Source organism: Mycobacterium sp. TH-M103 (assembly GCF_057473785.1).
Genome location: NZ_JBYCLG010000358.1, coordinates 1 through 10,029 on the forward strand (window position 1 = coordinate 1; position 10,029 = coordinate 10,029).

7 protein-coding genes and 1 pseudogene are annotated in these 10,029 nt (G+C 67.1%); 2 read left to right on the plus strand and 6 right to left on the minus strand.

Features of this window, described 5'->3' with window-relative positions; translation table 11 throughout:
* Positions 1 to 617, plus strand: a 617-nt coding sequence (locus tag AC2VOR_RS19890; protein ID WP_486964370.1) for an FAD-binding protein, incomplete at its 5' end; no start/stop codon positions are given.
* Positions 618 to 826: 209 nt separating this feature from the next.
* On the opposite strand, the gene AC2VOR_RS19895 is transcribed toward AC2VOR_RS19890, so the two are convergent.
* The 5 genes and pseudogenes from AC2VOR_RS19895 to AC2VOR_RS19915 all read right to left on the minus strand — a co-directional run.
* Positions 827 to 2,686 (minus strand): fatty acyl-AMP ligase, encoded by a 1,860-nt coding sequence (locus AC2VOR_RS19895; protein ID WP_486964371.1) that lies wholly within the window; start codon positions 2,684 to 2,686, stop codon positions 827 to 829.
* 183 nt (positions 2,687 to 2,869) lie between these two features.
* Positions 2,870 to 4,540 carry a hypothetical protein gene (locus tag AC2VOR_RS19900; protein ID WP_369736988.1) on the minus strand — a complete coding sequence of 557 codons (1,671 nt, stop codon included), beginning with the start codon at positions 4,538 to 4,540 and terminating at the stop codon, positions 2,870 to 2,872.
* A gap of 38 nt (positions 4,541 to 4,578) precedes the next feature.
* Complete coding sequence (locus tag AC2VOR_RS19905) at positions 4,579 to 5,757, minus strand: PPE family protein (RefSeq protein ID WP_369741431.1); 1,179 nt, start codon at positions 5,755 to 5,757, stop codon at positions 4,579 to 4,581.
* Positions 5,758 to 5,847: 90 nt separating this feature from the next.
* Positions 5,848 to 7,089 carry a PPE family protein gene (locus tag AC2VOR_RS19910; RefSeq protein ID WP_486964372.1) on the minus strand — a complete coding sequence of 414 codons (1,242 nt, stop codon included), beginning with the start codon at positions 7,087 to 7,089 and terminating at the stop codon, positions 5,848 to 5,850.
* A 332-nt stretch (positions 7,090 to 7,421) separates the two neighbouring features.
* Positions 7,422 to 8,209 (minus strand): annotated as a pseudogene (locus AC2VOR_RS19915) (sensor histidine kinase); the annotation flags it as partial.
* Positions 8,210 to 8,325: 116 nt separating this feature from the next.
* Here AC2VOR_RS19915 and AC2VOR_RS19920 point away from each other — a divergent pair.
* Positions 8,326 to 8,979, plus strand: a complete 654-nt coding sequence (locus AC2VOR_RS19920) for a response regulator (RefSeq protein WP_369736983.1) — start codon at positions 8,326 to 8,328, stop codon at positions 8,977 to 8,979.
* Here the strand turns inward: AC2VOR_RS19920 and AC2VOR_RS19925 are convergent.
* Positions 8,972 to 9,880 (minus strand): thiamine pyrophosphate-dependent enzyme, encoded by a 909-nt coding sequence (locus AC2VOR_RS19925; RefSeq protein ID WP_486964373.1) that lies wholly within the window; start codon positions 9,878 to 9,880, stop codon positions 8,972 to 8,974. The genes AC2VOR_RS19920 and AC2VOR_RS19925 overlap by 8 nt on opposite strands.
* Positions 9,881 to 10,029 lie beyond the last annotated feature (149 nt).

A 10,029-nucleotide genomic window follows, 5' to 3' on the forward strand; every position in this document is an offset into this window, starting at 1 on the left:
ACGAGGCCGCCGACTACAACTCGATGGCCGGCGCTTTCCAGTACCTGGACCCACGCGACGGATACGTCAACGATCGCGCGTGGATGGTGTTCGACTCGATCCACCTGCAGCGGTACGGATTCCTCGGCGTCGCCCCCGGCGAACCGGTTCCGGACTGGTTCTGCGAATCGGCCGACCTCGCCGAGCTGGCCGCCAAGACCGGCATCGACTCCGACGGCCTGACCCGCACCGTCGAGCGATGGAACCGTCACGTCGCCGGCGGCGCCGATCCCGACTTCGGGCGCGGCTCGAGCGCGTACGACGGGTACTGGGGCGACGACAGCGCGACCACGCTCGCCGGCAAGACGCTCGGCCCGATCGACACAGCCCCCTTCTACGCGGTGCCGGTGAGCATCGGCGCGATGGGCACCAAGGGCGGCCCGCGCACCGATCACGACGGGCGCGTCCTGCACGTCGGCGGGGAACCGATACCGGGGCTGTTCGCCGCGGGCAACGCCATGGCCGGTGCGACCGGGCGGGCCTACGGCGGTGCCGGCGGAACCATCGGCCCGGCAATGGTTTTCGGGTACCGGGCGGGCTACGCCGCCGCGACCGGCAAGTCCGTCGACCTGCAATAGGAGCCGCGCGGCGCCGGACGCGGGTCACCGTCGCCGCGGACAAGACGTTGATGCCGACGACGTGCAGATCGGTTAACCTACTCCATGATCCGGCCGTGAAGCGGAAAGCGCCACCGCGGCGAATTGCTGAACCGGCCGCGGGGTCGGGTGCGCACTTGCGGCAACGAAGTGGGTATCCCGCATTCGAGAACGGGCGACATTCCCAGCCGCTACCGGCCGCGGTTGAACCGTCCGGCGAGGTAGTCGGCCCGGCACGCGTTGCGGGCAAGTTTGCCGCTGGTGGTACGGGGGATGACGCCTGCGGCCACAAGTCTGATGTCAGCAATGCGGATGTGGTGCTGGCGCGCGACCGCAGCACTCACCGCATCGAGGATCGGGCGCGGATCTTCCCGGCCCGCGCCGGCCGCGCGTTCGGCCACGATGACGAGTTGCTCCGCAGTGTTGCCGGCCGGCGAATCCAGCATGTCGCGGGGTACCGAAAACGCGGCAACATATCCGTGGCGGATGGCCGTTGAAGCGTAGCCGACCGTGGCCTCGATGTCGTGGGGATAGTGATTGCGGCCGTCGATGATGATGAGGTCTTTGATCCGCCCTATCAGATACAGATCGCCGGCGACATACACGCCGAGGTCCCCGGTTGCCAGCCAGGAGCAGTTGTCTTCCGCACCCTCGGCGTGGCTGCCCTGCATCAGCCGCGATTGCAGCTTGTTGGCGAATACGCGCTCGGTTTCATCGTCGCGGCCGAAATATCCGCGACCAACGTTGTTGCCGTGCAACCAAATTTCGCCGATCGTACAGTCGGAGACCTCGGCGCCGTCGGAATCGGTGATCACTGCCCACTGGTTGGGAATCGGTTGACCACACGAGACGTGGGGAACCGCGCCTGGACTCGTCGCGGCTACGGGCACCGCGCGGCCCGCACCGAGCTGGTCACGATCAAGGTAGATCGCACTGGCCTTGGCATCTTGGGCGATGCTGGCCACCGAGAGCGTCGCTTCGGCCATTCCGTAGGACGGCTTGACCGCTGTGGCGGGCAGGCCGTAGGGGGCGAACGCGGTGGTGAATTTGTCGATGGCCGACATCGTCACCGGTTCAGACCCGTTGAGCAGGCAGACAAGATTGCTCAGGTCCAAGGCTTCGCCCAGTGGCGGCAGGCCGCGTTCGGCGGTCAGTTCGAAAGCGAAGTTCGGCGCGGCGGCAAACGTGCGCCCGTATCGGCCCTCGGCGCCCAGGTGCTTGATCCATCGGTATGGCCTCCGAAGAAACGCCATGGGATCCATCAACGTGATGGATTCCCCGAACAGCGCGGGGAACATGATCATGATCAGGCCCATGTCGTGGTACAGGGGTAACCAGCTCACGCTGCGGACTCTCAGGTCAAGTCCGCCCGCCAGGACCATTTGCATGACGTTCGTGCACACGGAGCGGTGGGTGATCTCCACACCGGCCGGCGTGCGTGTCGAACCGGACGTGTATTGCAAATAGGCGACATCATCGGCATCCCGTGCCATGTCGACAAAGCTCGAGCCGAGCTCTTCTGGCACCGCATCTACCGCGATCAATCGCGGACGCCGCTGCGGCGGCACCGCTTTCATGAACGTGCGGACCGGCTCGGCGGCGCCGGTGGTGGTCAACACAGCGGCGGGCCGGGCATCTGCCAGCACCGCCGCCAGACGCTCGGCATGCCCGGACAGCGTCGGCGCAAACAGCGGGACTGCGACGTTGCCGGCATGGAGCGCGGCGAAAAAGCCTGCGACGTAATGCAAACCCTGTGGGGCTACGATCGCCACCCGGTCCCCGGGCGAGGTGACTTGTTGTAAGCGGGCGCCGATCGCGCGCACCTGTGACCACAACGCGTTCCAGCTCAGATCAACGGCCTGCCCGTGGTGATCCTTGGCGTAGTCGATGAAGCGATAGGACCGGCGGTCACCGAAAGCCAGGCGGTTGCGGTCGAGAAGCGACGTCAGGGTCACCGCGTCGGGCACGACGATCGTGCCGTCGGCGTCAACATAGCCCGCACTATCGCCAACCACAGGTACATGACTTTGCGACAACCGGCTCTCGACCACGACGAGCAACAATAATAGATGGGCTAACTAGACGCATGTATCAGCGAGGCATGAAACCCATCACACTCGGATGTGCCTTGTCATCGACGCCACACTTGACAGCGGCTGGGCCGCCGCCAAGTGTGGCACTCGCGGAGCCAGGACGCGGCGGGAGATCGCCTCTGGGAATTCGTGTTCCAGATGTCAAGCCTGGACCGCGGCCGGCAGCACGTGGTCGCCCACCTTGTCGGTGGAAAGGCACAGCGAGCAGACGTAAGCCTGGTGGGTTTGGCAGGCCATCATGTCCGGTCGTTCGAACTCGTGCTTGCAGACATGACACCTCAGGTGCTCACCCGAGGGGTTGCCCAGCTCGTCGTACATGGGCAACGCGATGCCGTCATCGGTGCGCCGAAGGTAGTACCTGCCTTTGGTGGCGACCGCCAGGACCGGCGGCATCACCAACGCGATCACGATCGCCACCAGCGGTGAGTAGGGCCGCAATTCCTCACCGAGGCCACCGAAGAACGCGACGATCGACAGCCCCGCCGCCAGCACCATCGAGCCGAATCCCACCGGGTTGACCGCGTACAACATGCCGCGCCGGAACTCGGGCTTCTTCGGCGACAGGCCGAGCAGATACTTGTTGAAGACGATGTCGGAGGCCACCGCCACCACCCACGCCATACCGCAGTTCGAGTAGAACCCGAGAATGGTGTTGAGGAAGTCGAACATGTTGGCTTCCATCAGGATCAGAGCGATCGTCAGGTTGACACCGAGGAACACCACACGGCCCGGGTAGTGCTTGGTGACGCGGGTGAAGGAGTTGGTCCACGCCAGCGATCCCGAGTACGCGTTGGTCACGTTGATCTTGATCTGGCTGAGGACCACGAGGATCACGGCCAGGGTCAGCGCCAGCCAGTCCGGCATGAAGTTCTGGTAGATCTCGTTGAACTGGTGCACCGGCTGGTTGGCGATCGACGTGGAGCCCACGAGGTGGAAGATCAGGTATACGGCCAGGAACAGCCCGACGATCTGCTTGACCGCCCCGAACACCACCCAGCCGGGACCGGCGAGCAACATCCAGGTCCACCAGCTGCGGGAGTTCTGCGGGGTGCGCGGGGGCATGAAACGCAGGTAGTCGATCTGTTCGGCGATCTGCGCGATCAGCGACAGGCACACGCCCGCGGCCAGCAGGGAGGAACCGAGGTCGAAGCCGCTGCGGCCGTACTTGCCGGTGTAGCCGAAGAATTCGCCGACCGACTCGGGATGGCTGATCACCAGGTACACGAACGGGGCGACCATCAGGACCAGCCACAGCGGCGTGGTCCAGACCTGCAGCTGGGAAAGGACTTTCATGCCGTAGATAACCAGCGGGAAGATGATCAGCGTCGAGCAGGCATAGCCGGCCCAGAGCGGGATGTGCAGCCCCAGTTTCAGCCCCTGGGCCATGATGGAACCCTCGAGCGCGAAGAAGATGAAGGTGAACGTCGCGAAGATGACGTTGGTGACCACCGAACCGTAGTAGCCGAAGCCACTGCCGCGGGTGATCAGGTCGAGGTCGATGTTGTACCGCGCGGCGTAGTAGGCCAGGGGAAACCCGGTCGCGAAGATCACCACCGCGAAGATCCCGATACCCCACAGCGCGTTGGTGGTGCCGTAGGAGATACCCACGTTGGCGCCGATCGCGAAGTCGGCCAGATAGGCGATGCCGCCCAGGGCCGACACCCCGACCACGGCCGTGGACCACCGCCGGTACCCGCGCGGCGCGAAGCGCAGCGTGTAGTCCTCGAGCGTCTCCCTGGTGGCGGTCAGCGTGTCGTGCTCGACGCCGGCGACGGAGGAATCGGCGACGTTCGTCTCGGTGCCCTTTGTCATGTCATGTCCTTTGTCTGTCCGCCCCCCTTTTTTCGCGCTCAGCCTGCCGACGGCGGCTGGGCCATCACGGTGAGGCGAGCCCCGTACCGGGGACCGGCGGCCGCCGCCGAGCCCTTACCCACACCCGCCAACGGCATGCCGCCCACGAGATTGCCCGCGTGGCTGGCGCTCTCGGGCTCGATCACCTCGCTGACGAACCGCGACGGGATGGCCGGGCTCGCCGCCGGGCTCGACCCGGCCCAGGCGGGAGGCACGGACAGGCTACCGACCGAGTTCGCGCCGGCCAGCGTCGCCGACACCCCGGTGCTGCCCGCCAGCGCCGGGCCCACTGCGCCGGCCGCACCCGCGGCCGCGCCCGCCGCCCCCTCGGCCGGTGCTAAAGAAGCGGCTGCGGCGCCCGGGCCTACCAGCCCAAGGCTGGCCGCCGTGCCGGTGAAGAAGGTGGTGATGCCGGCGCCGAAGAACGGCAACCCCGAGGTGTCGTAGAAGAAGTTGCCGAATGGCCCATACCAGTTCAAAAACTGCTGCAAGCTGTTCGCCGGAGACGATGCCGCCGACGTCAGGGGCGACGCCAGGCTCTGCAACGCATTGGGCATCGCCGACACCAACTGGGACAGCGAGTTCTGCGCCGCGCCGGCCGAAGTAGCGGCGGCTTGGGTCGCCGCAACGCCCTGCGTGGCCGCGGCCGCCGGGTTGGAAGTCTGCGGCGGCGACACATACTGTTTGACCGCTGCCGCGACCGCGGAGGTACCAGCATACTGATACATGGCGGCGGTGTCCTGCGCCCACATCTCGCCGTACTGGGCCTCGTTGGCCGCGATCGCGGATGCGTTCTGCCCGAGTAGGTTGGTGGCCACCAACGCCTCCAGCTGAGCGCGGTTCGCCGCGATCTGCGGCGGCGGTACCACCGAGGCGAGCGCCGTTTCGTATGCGCTGGCCGCCAGACGCGCCTTGTCAGCCGACTGTTCGGCCTGCGCAGCGGTGGTACGCAACCATGCAATATAAGGGGCCGCGGATTCGGCCATCGCCGCCGATGCGGGTCCCGTCCAGCCTTCACTGCTCAGCCGCGTCACCACGGTCTCGTATCCGGTTGCGGTGGAGGACAATTCGCCGGCCAAACCGCTCCACGCCGATGCTGCGGCAAGCAGCGACGACGATCCGGGCCCCGAATAGATCCTCATCGAGTGAATTTCGGGCGGGAATGAGCCGAAATCCATCATTTCCGGCGCCTATCGGTATGTGTGTGTGCCATGTCCCTTCTCCCTACTGTCGTGTTTTGGCTCTGTCGTGCCGTGGCTCGCAATGCCTCAACCGCCGTACGGCGGCCGTGTCATGACCGTCAGCCGCAGGCCGTAGCGACGCCGCCCGAAGTTCAGGCCGCGCCGCTGTCCCCCGACCCCGGCCGGCAGCAATCCGTTCGTCGCGCCGGCAGGAGTGCCGTGTCCGACCGAGGTCACGATGCCGGCCTCGGCCGCAGTCGGCGCAACGGGCGACGTTGCCCAACTCGGTGGAACCGACATCAGCCCGACCCTGCCGGCCTGACCCACGTTCGCCGCAACCAATACGCCCCTCTCACCGGCGGGCGCCGCGGTAGAAGACAAGGCCGGTTCGATCGCGGAGACCAGCGGCGCCTTCCCGAAGCTGGGCACGAACTGCTGCCCAAACAGGTAGCCCAACTGAACGACACCCGCGCCGAAATAGCTCAACCCGGACGTGTTAACCACCAGGTTCAAATTTTCGGTCGGAAAGGCGTTCAAGCTTGCCGTCAAAGCCGCGAGCTTCGACTCGATACCACTCGTCGCTGCCGATCCGAGGTGCTGCAACGCCAGCAGCAACCCGGAGGAAGGCGTTGCCTGCGTCGCGGGCGACATCGCTGCGTGCTGTGCGGCACCCGCGGCCAACATACCGGCGTGGCTCACCGCCGCCTCCTGGCCGGCCACCCCGGCGGGGTTGGTGGTGTTCGGCGGCGAGGCGAACGCGGTCAACACCGACGCGGCCGCCGAAGACGCCGCATAGCCGTACATCGCGGTGGCGTCCTGAGCCCAGAATTCCGCGTATTGAGCCTCGGTCGCAGCGATCGCCGCCGTGTTCTGGCCGAAGAAGTTCGTCGCGACCAGCGTGCCGAGCAGCACCCGGTTGGCGGCGATCGCCGGCGGCGGCACCGTCAACGCGAACGCGGCTTCGTAGGCGGCGGCGGCCGCGTTGGCCTGCATGCCGGCCTGTTCGGCTAGCACGGCGGTGCCGGCCAGCCAGTCCGCAAACGGCATGACCGCCGCCAGCATCGACGCCGACGCCGGCCCCGTCCAGCGCAGGCTGATCAGTTCGGCGACCACCGACCGGTAGCCGGCGGCCGCCGCGCCGAGTTCCGCCGCCAGTGAGTCCCACGCCCCCGCGGCCGCCATCAGCGAGCCCGATCCGGGCCCGGCATACATGCGCCCCGAGTTCACTTCGGGGGGGAGCGCGCCGAAGTCGAACGGCAGCAAACCGTGCAATGCCGGTTCAGCAAGGATGCCCGCAGCGGAGATGCTGCCGACCGACTCGGTCGTCATCGAGAGCACCACCGCGCTGCCGCGGGAGCGGCAGGTTGGCGATGCAACGACCGGTTACCAAGACGTCGATGCCGTCCACTGAGCGAACATGTTTGGCCACCCGACGAATCCACCCGGGTACCATATAGCTCAGCTATTTAGGTGCGTATAGAAAAAATTGTGTGAAGAGCTTGTTAGCTTCCTGTTAATTAGCTGGCAATTGCCGGTTAATGTGTTGCCCCGCTCTGCCCCGAGCGGTAACGGCATGCGGGCATGGGAGTCCGCGTTAGTCGGGCCCGCTGGGAGGCCAACACGGTGTGCCCTTCCCCAGGATGCAACTCGAACGTCGCCTAGCGCAGCCGCTCCCAGGCAGCCTCAAGACGTGCCAGCGCGCGCCCGAGGCGCTCGTCGCCGGGGTGCGCCGCGTCCATTTCCACGAGTTCGTGTCGCACCGGCAGAATGTCCTGCAGCGGCCCGGTGAAGAGATTCCGAGATGCGGCACTGCTCGACGTCCGACGCGGTCATCGTCTGGGCGAGCAACTCCTCGCGTAGGGCGCCCAGCTTCGCCACCGACCGCACGTGACGCTATTCGTGCGGACGACCACGAACGCGGTGGCGCCCAAAAACGCGTAGAGCCCCAAATGAAAAGCGTCGTCGGGCAATCTGCCCCGGCGCATCAGCACATGGTCGTGAACCCCGGCGACCGCGAATCCGACGAAGGTGGAGGCCAGCACCACAGCCGCCCGGCGCGACGATACGTCGACCCCGACCAAGACCGGCAGCAGCACCATGATCAACAGGGGGATGGATCCCGTAGGCGGACAGCAGCTGAAAGCCCGTCAACGCGACGACGTCGACGGTGGTGACGCGAACTGCTCCACCGGCCGATGTCCGCGGAGCGGCCCACCCCGACCCGGAGGCCGGGCCGGGCGAAGGCCAGGACGGCGGCACCCAGCGCGACAAAGGCGTAGACGACGACCAAGGTGGTCTGCTGCGCCCGTTCGGATTTCGGCGTGCCGACGACCATGGCGGCGACCATGAGCCCCACCACACCGATGCGCAGCACCGACGCGAGGCGGTACGCGCGCAACTGACGCACGCTGCGGACCCGATCGAGTTCAGCGTCGCCGCCCACCGTCACCCGGTCACCGTACTCATCGGCGGGGTCCCGGCCGTGTCGAACCACGAAGGAAGGGATCGGGCCGCCGCAAGTCCACAGCAGCAATTCTGTTGCGGCCGGCCGCTACACTCATCGCCATGGTCGGCGCAGCGGCCCCGCACAAGGTGACGGTGGTCGTCGCCGACGATCATCCGCTCTTCCGCGAGGGCGTGGTGCGGGCGCTCGCGTCGAGCGGGTCGGTCGACGTCGTCGGCGAGGCGGACGACGGCACCGCGGCGCTGGAGTTGATCAAGGCTCACCTGCCCGACGTCGCATTGCTCGACTACCGGATGCCCGGCATGGACGGCGCTCAGGTGGCGGCGGAGATGCGAAACCTGGAGTTGCCCTCCCGCGCGTTGTTGCTCTCCGCGCACGACGAGTCGGCGATCGTCTACCAGGCACTGCAGCAGGGCGCCGCAGGGTTCGTGCTGAAAGACTCGACCCGCAGCGAGATCGTCAGCGCCGTGCTGGATTGCGCGCAAGGTCGTGACGTGGTGGCACCGGGGCTCGTCGGGGGCCTTGCCGCCGAGATCCGCCAGCGCGCGGCGCCGGCGGCGCCCGCGCTGAGCGCACGAGAGCGCGAGGTGCTCAACCGGATTGCCCACGGCCAAAGCGTCCCCGCGATAGCGCGGGAACTGTATGTGGCCCCGTCGACCGTCAAAACCCATGTCCAGCGCCTCTACGAGAAGCTCGGCGTCAGCGATCGAGCGGCGGCCGTCGCCGAGGGGATGCGGCAAGGCCTACTCAGCTGATCGCCGGCCAGCGCTCCGGCTCGCGGACCGGCGCCGCCTCCTCCGCCCGCACCATGGCCGTCGCGAACGACTCGGCTTCGGCCACCAAATGGCGGGCTCGGCGTTCCACCTCGTACAGGTGGGCGCAGCTGACGCCGCCGTCGATCAGCCGTCGCCTCTCGGACACCAGGGGATCCAGACCGACGGGGTGGTTGCTGCGGTAGGTAACGGCGTTGACCAGCACCGGGCCTTCGCCCACACCCGTCCGCCGCACTGCCTCGGCGACCGAATCGCGAACCGCGCCAACATCTTTGCCGTTGTTCGACAGCACCGGCATGCCATGACGACCGCGCGGGCAGCGGTCCGCGCGTGGACCCGATACAGCGCGGATGTCCTCGACGACGAACACCACCGGGAGCCGCCACGACGAAGCGATGGTCGCGGCCACGGTGAACTCGACGGTGCTCGCGTCCCGATCCGCGATGGCCAGCAGTGTTACCTCGCCCGCGCCGGCCCGCCGCTGCGCGTCGGCGTCACCGAGGGCGGACAGCACCGACCGCGCCAACGGGGTCGATGCGGAGTGCAGACCGAGCTTCCACTCGCCCACAGGGGTCCTTTCCTGCGAGTCGCAGAGGGACGGATCGATCAGTTGGGCGATCGCGGGGCCCAGCGGAAGGGCGAGGCCGGCCCGCAGGGCGTGCCGAAGATGGGGGATGGTGGTGGTCATGACGTCGCGGGGCCGCAGTGCCGCGGTGATGCCTACGGCCACGGCCTCCTGCCCGAATGCGGTTTCTCGGGGACCGTCGAGAAGACCGTCGATCCGCGACTCCTCGAGTGCCATGTCCAGCAGCCGCAATACCCACATCCGCCGGTAGAGCTCCAACTGGTCCTGCACGAGCGCCGGCGTCGGTGCGCGAGTCATGTGCGGATCTCCTAACCCTGCGTCCGTGTCTTGAACACGAACTCACGGTAGAAAGTTCGGCTCTCCTGACGTTCATGTGGATCAGGGAGCGTGTGGTATGGCGGCGGGGATGGTGAGCGGGGCGCACGGACGGTGATCTAGGTTCGATG